General features: G+C 67.4%; 13 protein-coding genes and 2 pseudogenes. 9 read left to right on the top strand and 6 right to left on the bottom strand.

Annotation, left to right across the window (positions count from 1 at the left end):
• Positions 1-674 precede the first annotated feature (674 nt).
• The gene (locus tag ACTWP6_RS28125) at positions 675-1,766 is read left to right on the top strand and encodes a hypothetical protein (RefSeq protein WP_318996496.1); all 1,092 of its coding nucleotides are present in this window, start codon (positions 675-677) and stop codon (positions 1,764-1,766) included.
• 98 nt (positions 1,767-1,864) lie between these two features.
• Positions 1,865-2,521: a transposase gene (locus ACTWP6_RS28120; protein ID WP_260751297.1), complete on the top strand. Its 657-nt coding sequence runs from the start codon at positions 1,865-1,867 to the stop codon at positions 2,519-2,521.
• Positions 2,522-2,547: 26 nt separating this feature from the next.
• Here the strand turns inward: ACTWP6_RS28120 and ACTWP6_RS28115 are convergent.
• Positions 2,548-3,142, bottom strand: a pseudogene (locus ACTWP6_RS28115) (IS5 family transposase); the annotation flags it as partial.
• 46 nt (positions 3,143-3,188) lie between these two features.
• Positions 3,189-3,824, bottom strand: coding sequence for a TetR/AcrR family transcriptional regulator (locus ACTWP6_RS28110; protein WP_260751296.1), 636 nt, complete (start codon positions 3,822-3,824; stop codon positions 3,189-3,191).
• 127 nt (positions 3,825-3,951) lie between these two features.
• On the opposite strand from ACTWP6_RS28110, the gene ACTWP6_RS28105 reads away from it, so the two are divergent.
• Complete coding sequence (locus ACTWP6_RS28105) at positions 3,952-5,433, top strand: cytochrome P450 (RefSeq protein WP_260751295.1); 1,482 nt, start codon at positions 3,952-3,954, stop codon at positions 5,431-5,433.
• Between the two features lie 72 nt (positions 5,434-5,505).
• Here ACTWP6_RS28105 and ACTWP6_RS28100 read toward each other — a convergent pair whose 3' ends face one another.
• Positions 5,506-5,955 (bottom strand): homocitrate synthase, encoded by a 450-nt coding sequence (locus tag ACTWP6_RS28100; RefSeq protein ID WP_260751294.1) that lies wholly within the window; start codon positions 5,953-5,955, stop codon positions 5,506-5,508.
• 205 nt (positions 5,956-6,160) lie between these two features.
• Here ACTWP6_RS28100 and ACTWP6_RS28095 point away from each other — a divergent pair, with 205 nt between their 5' ends.
• On the top strand, positions 6,161-6,925 hold the full coding sequence (locus tag ACTWP6_RS28095) for a sulfite exporter TauE/SafE family protein (protein WP_260751293.1): 765 nt from the start codon (positions 6,161-6,163) through the stop codon (positions 6,923-6,925).
• Here ACTWP6_RS28095 and ACTWP6_RS28090 read toward each other — a convergent pair whose 3' ends face one another.
• The 3 genes from ACTWP6_RS28090 to ACTWP6_RS28080 all read right to left on the bottom strand — a co-directional run bounded on the left by ACTWP6_RS28090 (position 6,926) and on the right by ACTWP6_RS28080 (position 10,585).
• Positions 6,926-7,978 (bottom strand): phosphotransferase family protein, encoded by a 1,053-nt coding sequence (locus ACTWP6_RS28090; protein ID WP_260751292.1) that lies wholly within the window; start codon positions 7,976-7,978, stop codon positions 6,926-6,928.
• 30 nt (positions 7,979-8,008) lie between these two features.
• Positions 8,009-9,745: a ubiquinone-dependent pyruvate dehydrogenase gene (poxB, locus tag ACTWP6_RS28085; RefSeq protein ID WP_443189410.1), complete on the bottom strand. Its 1,737-nt coding sequence runs from the start codon at positions 9,743-9,745 to the stop codon at positions 8,009-8,011.
• A 72-nt stretch (positions 9,746-9,817) separates the two neighbouring features.
• Positions 9,818-10,585 carry an SDR family NAD(P)-dependent oxidoreductase gene (locus tag ACTWP6_RS28080; RefSeq protein WP_260751290.1) on the bottom strand — a complete coding sequence of 256 codons (768 nt, stop codon included), beginning with the start codon at positions 10,583-10,585 and terminating at the stop codon, positions 9,818-9,820.
• Between the two features lie 115 nt (positions 10,586-10,700).
• Between ACTWP6_RS28080 and ACTWP6_RS28075 the strand changes: the two genes are divergently transcribed.
• The 5 genes and pseudogenes from ACTWP6_RS28075 to ACTWP6_RS28055 form a co-directional block, all read left to right on the top strand.
• Positions 10,701-12,218, top strand: coding sequence for a molybdopterin-dependent oxidoreductase (locus tag ACTWP6_RS28075; RefSeq protein WP_260751289.1), 1,518 nt, complete (start codon positions 10,701-10,703; stop codon positions 12,216-12,218).
• Positions 12,219-12,303: 85 nt separating this feature from the next.
• Positions 12,304-13,983 carry an ATP-dependent DNA ligase gene (locus ACTWP6_RS28070; protein WP_443189409.1) on the top strand — a complete coding sequence of 560 codons (1,680 nt, stop codon included), beginning with the start codon at positions 12,304-12,306 and terminating at the stop codon, positions 13,981-13,983.
• A gap of 113 nt (positions 13,984-14,096) precedes the next feature.
• Positions 14,097-16,400, top strand: a complete 2,304-nt coding sequence (locus ACTWP6_RS28065; RefSeq protein ID WP_260751287.1) for a carbon starvation CstA family protein — start codon at positions 14,097-14,099, stop codon at positions 16,398-16,400.
• The gene (locus ACTWP6_RS28060; protein WP_443189408.1) at positions 16,334-16,537 is read left to right on the top strand and encodes a YbdD/YjiX family protein; all 204 of its coding nucleotides are present in this window, start codon (positions 16,334-16,336) and stop codon (positions 16,535-16,537) included. Before ACTWP6_RS28065 ends, ACTWP6_RS28060 begins: the two co-directional genes overlap by 67 nt.
• A gap of 55 nt (positions 16,538-16,592) precedes the next feature.
• A pseudogene (locus ACTWP6_RS28055) lies at positions 16,593-16,827 on the top strand (amidohydrolase family protein); the annotation flags it as partial.

Raw genomic sequence — 16,827 nt, 5'->3', positions numbered from 1 at the left:
TTCCTTTGCTCGAGTGACTTTGGTCGGTCTCTCGAAGAATCACGCGATGACCCTCAATCAGTCGGCTACGACACGCCGGTACCGCTGATCAGGTCCGACTCGTACACCACTCTGCTGGACGCAACCAGACCAAGCAGCATGAAATCAGCACACGCCCCGCTCAAATGCGGAGAGCCCCTTTATCTCTGCAGTAAACGCCCGGCCCGTCTTCGGCGCGCCTCGTGCCACACATGCCTTCCCGCTCGGGTTGCGGCGGGCCATAATTCGCCTTTCACGTGCCCGGCTTGCCGTCTTCGGAGCTGGGCCTTGACACCCCTGCACCGGGTACCCCCGCATCAGTACCGCACCTGCCGCTGGGCAGTCGATGCATCACCTGTCCGAACGGAATCGACCGGCCCCACGCTGATCACTGCTCCCACACCGCCGAAGCACTTCAACCGATCCGTCACTGCAGCATCATCGAGAAGCCGTCCTCGACACCGGCAGGTCCCGGGCCCGCTGGCTGTGATGTCTTCGCGCTGGCGGCGTCGGCGGGGAGAGGATTTCGCAGTGAGCAGCACCGCTCTCTCCGGGATCGAGGCGACCACCGAATCCGGCCCGCGGTGCTGCACGAAACCTTGGGGGCTCCATCGAGCCAGTGGCAATCCGGCCCGTGGTTGCCTCACCATGGAGCGATGACTGCTGAGCGTTGCCGATCCACCCCCGATCCTGCCGAACCCCTTTCCGATGCCGAGCTGCTCATCGGCCTGGTGGTCTCACCATCCCTGAGTGCGATGCTCGGCCCCGAGGTCACCACCTCGGTGCGCAAGATTTTGGTGCAGCGGTATCCGGGAGTGCGCTGGCAACTGAAGATGGCCGAAGACCGGCTGGTCGATCCACCCACCGAGACCTTGGACCTGCTGGAGGCGGCCCGAAACCGCGTGCTGGAGGAGAACTGGGATTTGGCCGTGGTGCTCACCGAGATCCCCCTGAAGACCGGCCGACGTCCGGTGCTCACCCAGCTCAGCCCCGTGCACGGGGTAGGACTGGTCTCCGTCCCAACCCTGGGAGCCGTGCACGTGCGGCAGAAGGTGCAAGAGACCACCGTGCACGTGGTCGGGCAGCTCCTGGGCTACGACGCCGAAGACCTCAACGCCCAGCGGGATCTTGCTCGAAGAGCCCACCAGCTGTCCACCGATCTCGACGAACGCCCGGACGACAACGTCGTGCAGTTCACGGCCCGAGTGCTGAGCGGCAACGTGCGGTTGCTGCTGGGCATGATCCGCGCCAACCAGCCTTGGGCCTTCGTGGCCCGGCTCTCCCGGGCGATGGTCGTGGCAGCGGCCACCGGCATGCTGACATTGGTGGCCTCGGACCTATGGGTACTGGCCATGGCCTACTGGCCGGTGCGCCTGGTCCTGCTGGCGGTGATGGCGATCGGGGCGGTGAGTGCCACCCTGATCCTGGGAGCCGACTTGTGGGAGCGCCCACGGCGGCGAGCCCAACGTGAGCAGGTGATCCTGTTCAATTTGGCCACCACCGCGACCGTGGCCATCGGGGTTGTGGTGTTCTACCTCGGCTTATTCATCCTGTCCTGGGTCGGCGCGCTGCTGCTCATCGACGAGCAGGTACTGGCCGGTGTCGCCGGTCACCCAGTGAACGCTTTGGACTACGCGAAGATCAGCTGGCTCACCGCCAGCCTGGCCACCGTGGGCGGAGCACTAGGAGCTGGACTGGAGGACGACGATGTGGTGCGCGCCGCTGCCTACACCCGGTCCAGCACCTGACACAGCCCCAGCACAGAAGAAACTGAAACATCTACGCGTTGATGCCACGTCTATGCAGGTGTCATTGCCGGTCGCGATGACTTGGTGGGCTCAGCGCAGTGCGCTGCCTCGTACTCGGCGGGTGGGGCGTTGCCGAGGCGGGTGTGCGGGCGGGCGACTGTTGTACCTGTCGATCCGGGATCCGCACCGCCCTGCCGGACGCGCGGATCGCAGTCGACAAGTGGCATCTCGTCGCCCTCGCCAACCTCATGGTCACCCAGGTCCGTCAACGGATCACCCGGCAACTGCACGGCCGCCGCGGCACCGCCACCGACAAAGTCTGGGCCAGCCGGCAACTGCTGCTCATCGGCTACGAGCACCTCACCGTGAAGCAAAAGGCCCGGTTCAACGCCGCCCTCGCCGCCGAGGATCCGACCAACGAGATCGCCGCCGCGCATGCCGTCAAGGAACGCCTGCGCCTGCTGCTGGCCGAACACCAGCCGCACCAGATCCGGCGCAGGCTGTACGACTTCTACGACGCCGCCGCCCGCGCCGACATGGAGGAAACCAGCCGCCTGGCGACCACGATCGACACCTGGTGGCCAGCGGTGCTCGTCGCGCTCACCGAGGACGTGACCAACGCCCGCACCGAGGGCTTCAACCGGATCATCAAGCAAACCAAGCGTGTCGGATGCGGCTTCACCAACATGGACAACTACCGAAGGCGCATCATGGTCCACATCGCCCTCACCCGAGGGCAGAGACCAGCAGCATGAAATCAGCACACGCCCCGCTCAAATGCGGAGAGCCCCTTATCGGCGAGTAGCCGAAACTTTGGGCCCTGATGGGCAGTCAGCAGTGGCCACAGCATCGGGTTGTCGCCGGCTTGCCCCGGCGACAGTGCCATGGTGACCGCGCTGCAGCGTTGATCGGCCAGCGCGTGGATCTTCGTTGTCAGCCCGCCGCGTGAACGGCCGATGGCATGGTCATCGGGCTCATCGGGGTGTTTGTTGTAATTCGACAGATCCCCCTGTGTGGCGACCAGGGCGGGCACCAGCGGCATGCTGATGTACACGCACGCTGGTCGAATCCACCGCCAGCAGCAGTTCGACTAGCTCAGCGTCAGCGTCATCGACATCGATGTCACGGGAGATCGCTGCGAAGATCTGCGCGTAGGTGCCGTCGGTGGACCACCGCAGGTGACGTTCAGCCACCGACTGCCAGGCGCCGAACTGCGCGGGCAGATCGCGCCACGGAGATCCAGTCCGGTAACGCCAGATAATTCCTTCCAGCGTCACCCGATGATCGTTCCACGGCCGCCCGCGCCGTCGACCCGAAGGCAGTACCGGCTCAATCACCGACCACAAGTCATCAGAAATCACATCAGTCCGTAACACTTAAACAGCATCAGGCACAACATCGTTCACATTAAGCAGACACGCCCTAGTCCGCGGTGAGCCTGTCGCCGCCCCACAGGCCGGTCAACCACATCCGTTCCACGATGTCGACCGCGCGGGCGGGATCCTCGCCCCGGCCGATGAACGCGCTGTCGTGGGACAGCGTCATCGCCGTCACCGCGATCAGGGTGCGCACCAGCGCCGGCAGGTCATCGGAGATCGGGCGCGCGCCGGAGTCGTGTTCGACCAGTCCGACGATCTTGTCCACCACCGAGTCCTGGAAGTCGTCCATGATCTCGCGGATCTGGGCGTCGGTGTTGCGGGCCAGGTTGCACGCGCCCATGATCGGGTCGTTTCTGGAGTACACCGTGGCGGCGTAGCCAACCATGCGCCGGGCGAACTCCGACGGCGACTCGGTGAGCTCGCGGGGTGCGAAGTCGTGGGTCAGCTGATCCAGCTCGGCCATCGCCTCGGCCACGATCACCGCGAGCACCGCGTACTTCGAGTCGAAGTAGAAGTAGAAGCCGGACCGGGCCACCCCCGCCCGCTCGCTGATGGTGCTCACCGAGAGATCGGCGAAGGAGCCTTCCTGCAGCAGTTCGCGAACGGCGGTCACGATGGCGTCCCGCTGACGGTCACCTCTACTCCGGCGAAGGTCGGTGGCAGTGGGATCGGCCGTCATGCCTGTAAACCTTGGCATCACCACACCTCCGACACAAACCTAAGAAACTTGACAGCCGTCAAGAGTCTCGACCAGGATAGCGGCCAAAGTGACATCGACCACAGCCTTCGACTCCAGGAGCGTTCAAGTGCCGACAGTCTCGACCACAGATTATCTGCTCGACCAGGCCAAACGGCGGCTCAAGCCGACGCCGGTCACCATTCCGGGAATGGGCGCGGTGGAGAAGCGCCTCAAAGACAAGCAGTGGGACCAGTTCGTGCTCGCCGAGCCACCGGCCGGCAGCGAGTTGAAACCGATCCGCGGCGACGCCGGGCTGCCCATCATCGGGCACATGATCGAGATCTTCCGGGGTGGCCCCGACTTCATCCTGGAGATCTACCGCAAGCACGGGCCGGTGTACTTCGCCGAATCCCCCGCGCTCTCGTCGGTGATGGCGCTGGGCCCCGACGCGACCCAGGCGGTGTTCACCAACCGCAACAAGGATTTCTCCCAGCGCGCCTGGGACCCGGTCATCGGGCCGTTCTTCGAGGGCGGGCTGATGCTGCTCGATTTCGACGAGCACCTGTTCCACCGCCGAATCATGCAGGAGGCGTTCACCCGCACCCGGCTGACCGGCTACGTCTCGCACATCGATTCGGTGGCCTCGGCGGTGCTGGCCAACGACTGGGTCGCCAATGATCCGCGGTTCCTGTTCCATCCCGCGATCAAGGAACTCACCCTCGACATCGCCTCCGAGGTGTTCATGGGTGTGCCGGCGGGCACGGACCGCGCCCTGGTCACGACCGTGAACCAGGCGTTCACCACGACTACGCGCGCCGGCAACGCGATCGTGCGCAAGCCGGTGCCGCCGCTGACCTGGTGGCGGGGCATCAAGGCGCGCAAGACGCTGGAGGACTACTTCTCCAGCCGGATCGACGAGAAGCGGCGCTCGGAGAGCACCGACATGTTGAGCGTGCTGTGCCACTCCGCCGACGAGGACGGTCAGAGCTTCACCGACGACCAGATCGTCAGCCACATGATCTTCCTGATGATGGCTGCGCACGACACGTCGACCTCGACGATGACCACGATGGCCTACCACCTGGCCGCCAATCCGCAGTGGCAGGACCGGTTGCGCGAGGAGTCCGCGCGCATCGGCAACGGCCCGCTGGACATCGAGGCGTTGGAGAAGCTCGAGACCTACGACCTGGTGATCAACGAGTCGCTGCGGATGATGACGCCGCTGCCGTTCAACTTCCGCCAGGCTGTCCGCGACACCGACCTGCTGGGCTACTACATCCCGGCCGGCACCAACGTGGTGACGTGGCCGTCGATCAACCACCGGCTGCCCGAGCTGTGGACCGATCCCGACAAGTTCGACCCGGAACGGTTCGCCGAACCGCGCAACGAGCACAAGAGGCACCGGTACGCGTTCGCCCCGTTCGGCGGCGGCGCCCACAAGTGCATCGGCATGGTGTTCGGTCAGCTGGAGATCAAGACGGTCATGCACCGCCTGCTGCAGAACTACCGGCTCGAGCTGCCGCGCCCCGGATACCAGCCGCGCTACGACTACGGCGGCATGCCGGTCCCGTTGGACGGTATGCCGATCGTGCTGCGCCCACTGCACTGATTTGCCTTCCGCCGACATTGCATTCCAGCAGCTCGTCACTCGACCTTCGGCTGCTGGAATGCAATTTCGGCGCTAACTGGCGACCATCAGCCGGTTGGCGCACGCGACGACCGCGCGCAACGCCGACTCGGTCGGATCGTCGGACCACCCCATCGCCCACTGCGAGCTCTCGCCGTCGCTGCCCTGGATGAACGTCGCGGTGTGCTCACCGGCACGCAACTGGTGAAAGGCCGTCATCTCGACGGCAACGCCGTGCTCATAGAGCATCGCGGTCAGCGCGGCGACCGGACCGCACGCCGCCGCACGGGAGGTGCCGATGCGGTCTCCCAGCGCCAGCGTCGCCTGGTAGTGGCGCACCTGCGGCCCCAGCCGCCGCTCACCGTCGACGCAGCACCACTGCCCCAGCCGCACCGGGCCGGACGCCGGCGCGTACTCGTGGAAGAACTCGTCGAACGACTTGGTCGCAGCCGGCTCGCGCAGCGCGCTCGGCAGGCGGCCGTCGATGACGGCGGCGAAGGTCATCGGTGCACCATCTGACGTGGAGATCGGGGAGTTCATGTGCCGGCCTTTTCGATCCGAGAGGAAGCGACCGACAGAAGTAGCGACGACCCACAGCGGGGGGTCGGTCAGGATCAGACCCCGCTGCGGGTTCCTACTACGAGTCGCCTCGGCACGTCAGCGATGCTAGACCTCCGCGATCGCGAGGTGCAACCGGCACAATGTGCCGGTGTCCTGGTCGCAAGCGGTGCTGCTGTTCGCGGCCGGAATCGCCGGTGGATTGACCGGCAGCATCGCCGGATTGGCGTCCGTGGCGACCTATCCGGCTCTGCTGGTGGTGGGGCTGCCCCCGGTGACGGCCAATGTCACCAACACCGTCGCGCTGGTCTTCAACGGCATCGGGTCGATTCTGGGATCGCGGCCCGAGTTGGCCGGACAGGGTGCGATGTTGAAGCGGGTGCTGCCGTTCGCCGCGGTCGGTGGCGCCGCCGGTGCGGTCCTGCTGTTGTCGACGCCGGCGGAGGGTTTCGAGAAGATCGTGCCGATGCTGCTCGGGTTCGCGTCCCTGGCGATCCTGCTCCCGGTGCGGCCGAGCCGGGACAGCCCGGGCGCGTCGCGGCGTCGCCGTACCCTCACACTCGCCCTGCAGGGTGTCGCGGTGTTCGCGATCTGCATCTACGGCGGCTACTTCGGCGCCGCGGCAGGGGTGCTGCTGCTCGCACTGTTCCTGCGCCTCGGCGGCGAGACACTGGCGCATGCCAACGCGGGCAAGAACGTCGTCCTGGGTCTGGCCAACGGCGTCGCCGCGCTGATCTTCGCAGCGGTGGCGCCCGTGCAGTGGGTCGCGGCGCTCGTGCTGGGAGCCGGGTGCCTGCTCGGCTCCAGGCTCGGCCCGGTGGTGGTGCGGCACAGCCCGGACAAACCTCTCCGTATCGCGATCGGACTGGCCGGTGTCACCCTCGCGGTCAAGCTCGGGGTGGACGCCTACCGCTGATCACACGAATGGGTTGTCGCCCTTGGACACCCACGTTCCGAGCGCGATCAGGTTTTCCGCCGAGGCGTGCAACCGCTCCCCGGCCTCCGCGCTGGCCTGGCCGGCCAGATAGCGCGACCACGTACCCTCGATGACGATCGCGAGCTTGAAGCACGCCATCGCGACATACCAGTCCAGGCGTTCCGGGCGGCGCCCGCCCGCGTCCAGATACGCCTCGACGAGTTCTGGCCGCGTGGCCAGACCCCCGAGTGCGGCGAGGGCGGAACCGGCGTCGATCGGATTCGGCCCGTCCGGCCAGCAGACGAGCATCCACCCGAGATCGAGCAACGGGTCACCCACGGTGCACATCTCCCAGTCGATGAACGCCGCGAGTTCGGGGACGTCCCGACGCAGCAGCACATTGTTCAGATGGCAGTCACCGTGCATGATCCCCGGCGCCGCATCCTCGGGGCGGCAGGTCTCCAGCCAGTCGGCCAGCGTGTGCACCGACGGGAACGACTCGGGCGAGTAGCGGTCGTGCCGGTAGCTCTCCAGCAGCCGCATGAACTGCGGAACTTGGCGCGCGAGAAAGGATCCCGGTCGTTTGAGCTCTGCCAACGGGCTGCCCTCCCACGCCACCTTGCCCAATTCGGCCAGACTCGCCGCAAATGACAGCCCCACGCGGTGCCGCATGCCGGCGTCGCGCACGTAGGCCTCATCGGCCTCGGTGCCCGGATTGAACCCGTCGATCGCCTCCATCAGGTAGAACACCACCCCGAGCACGTCGAGGTCCTCACACCCGGCGATCAGTTCCGGATGCGGCACCGCGGTGCCTTTCAGGGTCTGCAGCACGGCGATCTCGCGGCGCATGGTGTTGTCGCTGGTGGGTCTCGGGTGCTGCGGCGGCCGGCGCAACACCATCGGCCGCCCGTCCACCCGCAGCCGTACCACGATGTTCTGCGACCCACCGGTCAACGGGGTGACATCGGTGAGCGTCGACCCGATCCCGCTCCCCCGCACCCACTTCCGCAGCGCATCCTGTTCTGTCTCGGTCAGCGTCACGTCGACTGGCATGCCGCCATCGTCTCAGGGCACCCGCGCAGATCAGTCCAGAATGCGCCGCGCCACGTTGGTGGAGACGAGGTCGAGCAGTTCGTCGGCACGGCCGGCGAGGATCGTTCTGATCGCGTACAGGGAGAACCCCTTGGCCTGTTCGGCGGTGATGGCAGGCGGGATCGACAATTCCTGCCGCGCCGTGATGACGTCGACGACGGCAGGACCGCCGGCGGCGAACGCGTCCGCCAATGCCGGCTCGAGTTGATCCGGGCGCTCGACACGCCGGCCGAAGACGCCCATCGCCTGTGCCACGGCGGCGAAATCCGGGTTGGTCAGGTCGGTGCCGAAGTTGACGATGCCGGCCGCCTTCATCTCCAGTTCGACGAAGTTCAGCGACGAGTTGTTGAACACGACGACCTTGACCGGTAACCGGTTCTGGATCAACGTGATCAGCTCGCCGAACAACATCGTCAATCCGCCGTCTCCGGCCAGCGCCACCACCTGGCGTTGCGGGAACGCGGTTTGCGCCCCGATCGCATGCGGCAGCGCGTTGGCCATCGTGCCGTGATTGAACGACCCGATGAGCCTGCGCCGGCCGTTCATCGTCAGGTAACGCGCCGCCCACACCACCGGCGACCCCACGTCGGCGGTGAAAACCGCGTCGCCGTCGGCCATCCTATTGACCAGCCCCGCAACATATTCCGGCCTGATCGGAGTGCGGTTGCGGTCATTGACGGCGAGCTCGTCGAGGCTCTTGCGGGTTTTGCGGTAGTGCCTGCGCGAGCGGTCCAGGTGGGTGCGGTCCGCCTTCTGGTGGACCAGCGGCTGCAATGCGGCCAGGGTGTCGCCGACGGAGCCGACCAGCCCCAGGTCGATCGGGGTGCGCCGGCCGAGATGCCGACCACGGATGTCGACCTGGATGACCTTCGCGCGGTCGGGATAGAACTGCTGATAGGGAAAGTCGGTGCCCAGCATCAGCAGCAGGTCGGCTTCCTTGATCGCCTTGTAGCCGGACGCGAAGCCCAGCAGCCCGGTCATCCCGACGTCGTACGGATTGTCGTATTCGATGAAGTCCTTGCCGCGCAACGCATGCACCACCGGGGCGTGCAACGTCGCGGCGAGCCGGACGAGTTCGTCGTGCGCTCCCTCCACGCCTGCACCGCCGAGGATCGTCACCGCCTGCGCGGCGTTGAGCATTGCCGCCGCCTCGCGCAGGCCGGCGTCGTCGGGGCGCACCACCGACCTGGCGGCGACGACCGGCCGGGTCTGCCAGGCAGTGGGCTCGGCCTTCTGCAGGAAGATCTCGCCGGGGATCACGACCACCGCGACACCGCGATCCTCGACCGCGGCCCGCATGGCCATGTGCAGGATGCGCGGCAGCATCTCGGCGGTGCTGACCAGTTCCCGGTAGACACTGCACTCGCGGAACAGTTCCTGCGGGTGGGTTTCCTGGAAGTACTCCGAGCCGATCTCGGCGCGCGGGATGTGGGCGGCGATCGCCAGCACCGGCACCCGGCTCCGCTGGGCGTCGAAAAGTCCGTTGATCAGGTGCAGGTTGCCGGGGCCGCAGCTGCCGGCGCAGACCGCAAGCTGTCCGGTCAGGGCCGCGTCGGCTGCCGCGGCGAACGCGGCCGTCTCCTCGTGGCGCACATGTTCCCAGCTGATCTGACCGGAACGGCGCAGCGCGTCGGTGAAGCCGTTGAGGCTGTCCCCGGGAAGTCCGTAGACCCGCCGGACACCGCTGGTGTGAAGGGTCGCGATGACGTGCTCGGCAACAGTAGCCACCCCACCCACCGTAGCGCTGAATCGGGCGCGCCAAGCGACATCGAGTGCCAGTGCGCGCCCGATTCGCCGCTGCTACTTGGGGGCGAAGCGCTGGCCGGCGTCCAGGCGCAGGCACTGGCCGTTCAGCATCGGGTTCTCAACGATCGCGACGGCGAGCCTGGCGTACTCCTCGGGCTTGCCGAGGCGCTTCGGGAACGCCGCGTCCTTGGTCAGCATGCTGACGTACTCGTCGGGGATGCCCTCGGTGAGCCCGGTGGCGAACAGGCTCGGCGCGATCGCAAGCGCGCGGATACCTAGGCTGCCGAGATCCCGCGCCATAGTCAGGCACATACCGGCGATCGCGGCCTTGGAGGCGGTGTAGGCGACCTGGCCGATCTGGCCCTCGAAGGCCGCGATCGAGGCGGTGTTGATGATGACGCCCCGCTCTTCGGCCTCGTCGTCGACCGGGTCGTTCTTCGACATCTGCCACGCGGCGAGCCGGCTGATGTTGAAGGTGCCGATCAGGTTCAGGTCGATGCTCTTGCGGAACGACTCCAGGCTGTGCGGGCCGTCCTTCTTCAGGGTGCGCTCGGCGATGCCGCCGCCGGCGGTGGTGACCGCGATGTGCAGGCCGCCGAGGGCTTCGACGGCCTGGCTGAGCACGGACTCGGTGCCCTCGAAGTCGGTGATGTCGACCTCGTGGAAGGTGCCACCGATCTGGTCGGCCACCTCCTTGCCCTTGGACTGCGGACGATCCAGCACCGCCACGCTCGCCCCGCGCTTGGCCAGTGCTTCCGCGGTGGCCCGTCCGAAGCCCGACGCGCCGCCGACGACGACGGCCTTCTTGCCCTCGATCTCCATCTGTTCCCTTTCCCGACTTTGCAGAATGTGGACGATTTGTAAAGCCCATCTGCAACCTAGCGGATGACATGCTTCGGTAAGACTCTCGGGTTCTGCGCGACGGTAATTTGGCAGCATGAGCACACGCGGCGCCAGAGCCATGGCCGGCATCGCGGCCGCCGCGGTCAGCGTCGGAGTCGCGCAACTTCTGGCCGCCGCGTTCGGGCCGCAGTCCGACGTGCGCACCGCCGTCGGTTCAGCGGTGATCGATCGGACACCCGGACCGGTGAAGGACTGGGCGATCAGCACCTTCGGCACCGCCGACAAGCTGGCTCTGACGGTAATGGTGCTCGTCGTGATCGCGGCACTCGCCGCCGTCGCGGGCGTCCTCGAATCCAGGCGCCGTCCGTGGGGCAGCGCGGTGATCGTACTGGCCGGCGTGGTCGGCTGCGCGGCGGTGCTGTCCCGCGCCGGCGCGACGGTGGTCGACGTGGCGCCCACCCTGGTGGGCACGGCATGCGGTGTCGCGGCGCTGCGGCTGCTGGTGTCGGGCCGGTTCGGCGACGCGGCGGACGGGCCCGGCACCGACGAGGGCCGGCGGCTGTCGTTGGTCACCCTCGGCCTGCTGGGTGCCGGGGTGGCGAGCGGTGTCGTCGGCGCGGTCGTCGGCCGCTGGACGTCGTCGGTGTCCGGCGACCGCGAGGCGTTCACGCTGCCGAAGCCCGGCAGGGCGGCGCCGCCCATCCCAGACACTGTGCAGCCCAAGGGCGTTGAGCTTCCGTCGTTCGTCACGCGTAACGCCGACTTCTACCGCATCGACACCGCGCTGACCGTCCCGCAGCTCAGCCGACAGGACTGGCGGTTACGGATTCACGGCATGGTGGACCGCGAGATCGAGCTCCGCTTCCCCGATCTGGAGCGCTTCGAGGTTGTCGAGAAGGTCGTCACGTTGACGTGCGTGTCCAATCCTGTTGGGGGCGATCTGATTTCGAATGCAGTGTGGACGGGGTACCGCGTCCGGGACCTGCTCGCCGAGGCCGGTGTGCAGCCCGATGCCGACATGGTGCTGTCGATGTCGGTGGACGGCTGGACGGCGGGCACGCCTGTCGAGGCGCTCACCGGCGCCGATGCGCTGCTGGCCATCGGCATGAACGGTGAACCGTTGCCCACCGAGCACGGCTACCCCGCGCGCCTGGTGGTGCCGGGGCTGTACGGCTACGTTTCGGCCACCAAGTGGGTGACCGATCTGGAGGTGACGCGATTCGACCGCGCGCAGGCGTACTGGACGCGGCTGGGATGGTCGGCCCGCGGCCCCATCAAGACCGCGTCGCGGATCGACGTGCCCCGCGCCGGCCAGGACGTCCCCGTCGGTCCGGTCACGTTCGGCGGTGTCGCGTGGGCCCAGAACCGCGGGGTGCGCGCCGTCGAAGTCCAGATCGATGACGGCCAGTGGCAACCGGCCACCCTCGGCGAGGCATATTCCGGGGACACCTGGCGGTTGTGGAGTTTCCCGTGGGACGCGCGTGAGCCGGGCTTTCACCGCATCACGGTCCGTGCCACCGACAACGCCGGTTACACGCAGACCTCCGAGCGTGCCGACCCGGTCCCCGATGGGGCGACAGGCTGGCACTCGATCACCTTCGTCGTGAGGTGAGCTCGCCGAACTCGCATTCCACGCGGTCCTTTCACGGTTCTGGCCGCGTGGAATGCGATTTCGGCGAGCTTGAGAGGATCGTGTCGTGCTGTTAGTAGACGTCGCCACCGCTTCTGCGGACGTCGCGGCTTCCACGGCGCGGCTGGCCAAGATCGCCCGGATCTCCGAGCTGCTGGGGGCGGCCGGCGCAGGCGGCGATGCCCGGCAGGTCGACGTCGTCGTGTCCTGGCTGTCCGGCGAGTTGACGCAACGCCAGATTGGAGTGGGATGGGCGTCCGTGCGGTCGGTGCCCGCCCCGGCCGACGTGCCCACCCTGACGGTCCACCAGGTGGACGCGCTCCTCGGCGAGATCGGAGCCACGTCCGGCAAGGGTTCCCAGGCCCGCCGCGCCGAACTCCTGGCCGGACTCTTCGCCGCCGCCACCGCCGTCGAGCAGACTTTCCTGCGCCGCCTGCTCACCGGCGAGCTACGACAGGGCGCCCTGGTCGGGGTGATGACCGACGCGGTCGGCAAAGCCGCCGGGATTCCGGCCGCCGCGGTGCGTCGCGCCGCGATGCTTGGCGGCGACCTTCCCGCGGTGGCCGCCGCGGCCATCACCGAGGGCGAGTCCGCGCTCGCCCGGTTCACCCTGCAGGTCGGCCGGCCGGTGGGGCCGATGCTGGCCCAGACGGCCACCGGCGTCGCCGACGCGCTCGAACGCTTCGGAGGACCTACCCTGTTCGAAACCAAGCTCGACGGGGCACGGGTGCAGATCCACCGCCGCGGCGACGCAGTGTCGATCTTCACCCGCAGCCTCGACGATGTCACAGCCCGGCTGCCCGAGATCGTCGACGCGACGCTGGCGCTGCCGGTCACCGATCTGATCGCCGACGCCGAGGCGATCGCGCTGCGGGCCGACGGCCGCCCGCACCGGTTCCAGATCACCGCCGCGCGCTTCGGGCGCCGCGGCGGCGCGGCGAGCGCGGCGGCCCAGAGACTGTCGGTGTTCTTCTTCGACCTCCTGCACGCCGACGGCCTCGACCTACTCGATCTGCCCGCCGAAGCGCGCATCGCCCGACTCGACGCGACGGTGCCCCAGGAGCAGCGCGTCGACCGGTTGCTGACCTCGGACCCGGCGGCCGCCCAGGCCTTTCTCGACGCGACGCTGGCAGCGGGCCATGAAGGCGTGATGGCGAAATCGCCGACAGCCCCGTACGAAGCCGGCCGCCGCGGCGCGGGTTGGCTCAAGGTCAAGCCCGTCCACACCCTCGACCTCGTGGTGTTGGCCGTGGAGTGGGGATCGGGACGGCGCACCGGCAAGCTGTCGAACATCCATCTCGGCGCCCGGGACCCGGCCACCGGCGGCTTCGTGATGCTGGGAAAGACGTTCAAGGGCATGACTGACGAGATGCTGGCGTGGCAGACGGAGAGATTCCTGGCGCTGGCCGCCGGAGCGGCCCCGGCCGCGACATCAGACCGAGGAGCGGCCCCGGCCGCGACATCAGACCGAGGAGCGGCCCCGGCCGCGACATCAGACCGAGGAGCGGCCCCGGCCGCGACATCAGACCGAGGAGCGGCCCCGGCCGCGACATCAGACGGCCATGTCGTCAAGGTCCGGCCCGAGCAGGTCGTCGAGATCGCGTTCGACGGAATCCAGACCTCCTCGCGCTACCCCGGTGGGATGGCGCTGCGCTTCGCGCGGGTGTTGCGCTACCGCGATGACAAGACCGCCGAGGAGGCTGACACCATCGACACGGTGCGCGCGTTCTACGAACGCGGAAGCTGACATCGCAATAGGAGGTTTCCGCACACGTGCGCTCCGTCCGGTGCCAGTATCGAGACAAGGCATGGATCCAGGGCAGAAACACAGTCGAGCCGACGGAGAGACCGGGAGACACCGTGGCCACACCCACCGCCGCATCGGACCGCATCGAAGAGACCGATGGGGAGATCACCTACATCCGCACCGACGAGGACCTGCCACCGGTGGCGATCGTCGACAGGTCGCCGATCACCGTCAAACACAAGATCATCTTCACCGTCGTCGCGCTTCTCGGCGCCACCGCCTGGGCGATCATCGCGTTCTTCCGCGGCGAGACAGTCAACGCGGTCTGGTTCGTCATCGCCGCGATCTGCACCTATGTGATCGGTTTCCGGTTCTACGCCCGGCTGATCGAGATGAAGATCGTCCAACCGCGCGACGACAACGCCACGCCCGCAGAGGTTTTCGAGAACGGCACCGACTACATGCCGACCGACCGGCGGGTGCTGTACGGTCACCACTTCGCCGCGATCGCCGGGGCGGGTCCGCTGGTGGGACCGGTGCTGGCCACCCAGATGGGTTATCTGCCGGGCGCGATCTGGATCATCATCGGCGCGGTCGTCGCCGGCGGCGTGCAGGACTACCTGGTGATGTCGATCTCGGTGCGGCGGCGCGGACGGTCGCTGGGGCAGATGGCGCGCGACGAGCTCGGGGTCGTCGGCGGCGCCGCCGCGATCGTGGGTGTGCTGGTCATCATGGTCATCCTGCTCGCGGTGCTGGCGTTGGTGGTGGTCGGCGCGCTGGCTGAAAGCCCCTGGGGTGTCTTCTCGATCGCGATGACGATCCCCATCGCGATCTTCATGGGGCTCTATCTGAGGTTCCTGCGTCCGGGCCGGGTCTCCGAGGTCTCACTGATCGGAGTGGCGTTGCTGCTGCTGGCGGTGGTCGCCGGCGGTTGGGTCGCCGAAACGAGCTGGGGCGCCGAGTGGTTCACGCTGTCGAAGGTGGCGCTGTCCTGGTGCATCATCATTTACGGCCTGGCCGCCTCGGTGCTGCCGGTGTGGTTCCTGCTGGCGCCCCGCGACTATCTCTCGACGTTCATGAAGGTCGGCACCATCGCGCTGCTGGCGGTCGGCATTCTGCTGGCGCGTCCGGTGATGGAGGCGCCGGCGATCTCCCAGTTCGCCACCAGCGGAACCGGCCCGGTGTTCGCCGGTTCGCTGTTCCCGTTCCTGTTCATCACGATCGCTTGCGGTGCCTTGTCGGGTTTCCACGCGCTGATCTCCTCCGGCACCACGCCCAAGCTGCTGGAGAAGGAGAGCCAGATGCGGCTCATCGGCTACGGCGGCATGCTCACCGAGTCGTTCGTGGCGATCATGGCGCTGATCACCGCCGCGATCCTCAACCAGCACCTGTATTTCGCGATGAACGCGCCGTCGGCCGCGACGGGCGCCACCGCCCAGAGCGCCGCCGACTACGTCAACGGGCTGGGGCTGTCCGGGCCGCCGATCACCGGGCAGGAGATCAGCGACGCCGCCAGAAGTGTCGGCGAGGAGTCCATCGTGTCGCGCACCGGCGGTGCCCCGACCCTGGCGTTCGGCATGTCGGAGGTGTTGCACCAGGTGTTCGGCGGCGCGAGCCTCAAGGCGTTCTGGTACCACTTCGCGATCATGTTCGAGGCGCTGTTCATCCTCACCACCGTCGACGCCGGCACCCGCGTGGCCAGGTTCATGCTGTCCGACGGATTGGGCAACCTCGGCGGCCCGCTCAAGAAGCTGCGCAATCCCAGCTGGCGGGTCGGTGCGTGGATCTGCAGCATCATCGTCGTCGCCGCATGGGGCAGCATCCTGCTGATGGGGGTCACCGACCCGCTGGGCGGCATCAACACGCTGTTCCCGCTGTTCGGCATCGCCAACCAGCTGCTGGCGGCCATCGCGTTGACGGTCGTGACCGTCGTGGTGATCAAACGCGGACTGCTGAAATGGGCGTGGATACCGGGGATCCCGTTGCTGTGGGACCTCGTGGTCACGATGACGGCGTCGTGGCAGAAGATCTTCTCCGGCGACCCGAAGGTCGGATACTGGACCCAGCACTTCCAGTACCGCAACGCGCGGGACGGCGGGGCCACCAGCTTCGGCGCCGCCAAGGACGCCGGCCAGCTCGACGCCGTCATCCGCAACACGTTCATCCAGGGCACGCTGTCGATCGTCTTCGCCGTACTGGTGCTGATCGTGTTCGTCGCCGGACTGATCGTGGCGCTGAGAGCGATTCGCGGCCACGGCGGGCCGACCAGTGAAGACGCTCCGCTACCTTCCCGCATGTTCGCCCCTTCGGGCATGGTCATGACCTCGGCGGAGAAGGAGGTGCAGAAGCAATGGGACGCGTTACCGCGGCCGCACGCCAAGCCGTCGGCCGCATCGGCTGGTACTGCAAAACCCTGATGGGCGACAACCACTATCAGCGCTATCTGGATCACCACGCGCGCAGACACACGGGTGAGCCCCCGCTGTCCGAACGCGAGTACTGGCGGCGCCGTCACGCAGCCGCCGACGCCGACCCGGGTGCTCGCTGCTGTTGACCCGCCACGCTAAACTGTCGGCCATACGGTAAGCGCACACAGATCGGGCACGACGATGAACAAAGACGACATGATTTTGATCAGCGTGGATGATCACATCGTCGAGCCGCCGGACATGTTCAAGAATCATCTGCCGCGCAAGTATTTGGATGAGGCGCCGCGCTTGGTGCACAACCCGGATGGCAGTGATACCTGGCAGTTCCGGGATGTGGTGATCCCGAACGTGGCGCTCAATGCGGTGGCGGGCCGGCCGAAAGAGGAGTACGGCCTGGAGCCGCAGGGGCTCGATG

This window comes from Mycobacterium sp. 4D054, assembly GCF_052245755.1.
Classification (GTDB): Bacteria; Actinomycetota; Actinomycetes; order Mycobacteriales; family Mycobacteriaceae; genus Mycobacterium.
This window is presented reverse-complemented; position numbering and strand designations above follow the sequence as displayed.